1 pseudogene is annotated in these 501 nt (G+C 74.7%); it reads left to right on the forward strand.

Features of this window, described 5'->3' with window-relative positions:
* Positions 1-191: 191 nt before the first annotated feature.
* Positions 192-501, forward strand: a pseudogene (locus tag GJ693_RS16695) (hypothetical protein); the annotation flags it as partial.

Consider the following 501-nt stretch of genomic DNA (forward strand, 5'->3'; position numbering starts at 1 on the left):
CGTCATGCGACGGCCCGGGGCAGCGGCAAGGGCTTGCCGGGGGGAGCGGCAAGGGCTTGCCGGCCCCGGGCCGGCGAGGCGCGCCTGGCCGTTGGGGGAACGGCGGTTGGCGCGCTTCTTGCTGGGGTTCGGTCGCGCCGTACGGGGGGACTGTGGGGCGCGACCGAACCAGCCAACAGGAATGACGGCCCATGCGCGCCTCCCTTAAATCGCCGGCCTTGCGCCACATTGCCTATGCCCTCGCTGGCCTTGCGGCCCTGATCGCGGCGCGGCCGGCGCCGGCCCAGTCTTTGCACGACGTCGCGGCACTGAAGGCCCTGGTGCAGGGCTTTGCCGGCGGCGCCACCGCTCGCATCGATCCGCGCCTGGTGGTGCCGCACTGCCCGTCGCCGGCGCTGAGCTGGGCCCGCGCCGACGTGGTGCGCGCCGACTGCGCCAACCCGGCCTGGACGCTCTATGTGCCGATCGATCAGCCGGAGGGCCCGGCCAGCCCAGCCGCCA

Origin of the sequence: Sandarakinorhabdus oryzae (genome assembly GCF_009733735.1) — a bacterium.
Lineage (GTDB): Bacteria > Pseudomonadota > Alphaproteobacteria > Sphingomonadales > Sphingomonadaceae > Sandarakinorhabdus > Sandarakinorhabdus oryzae.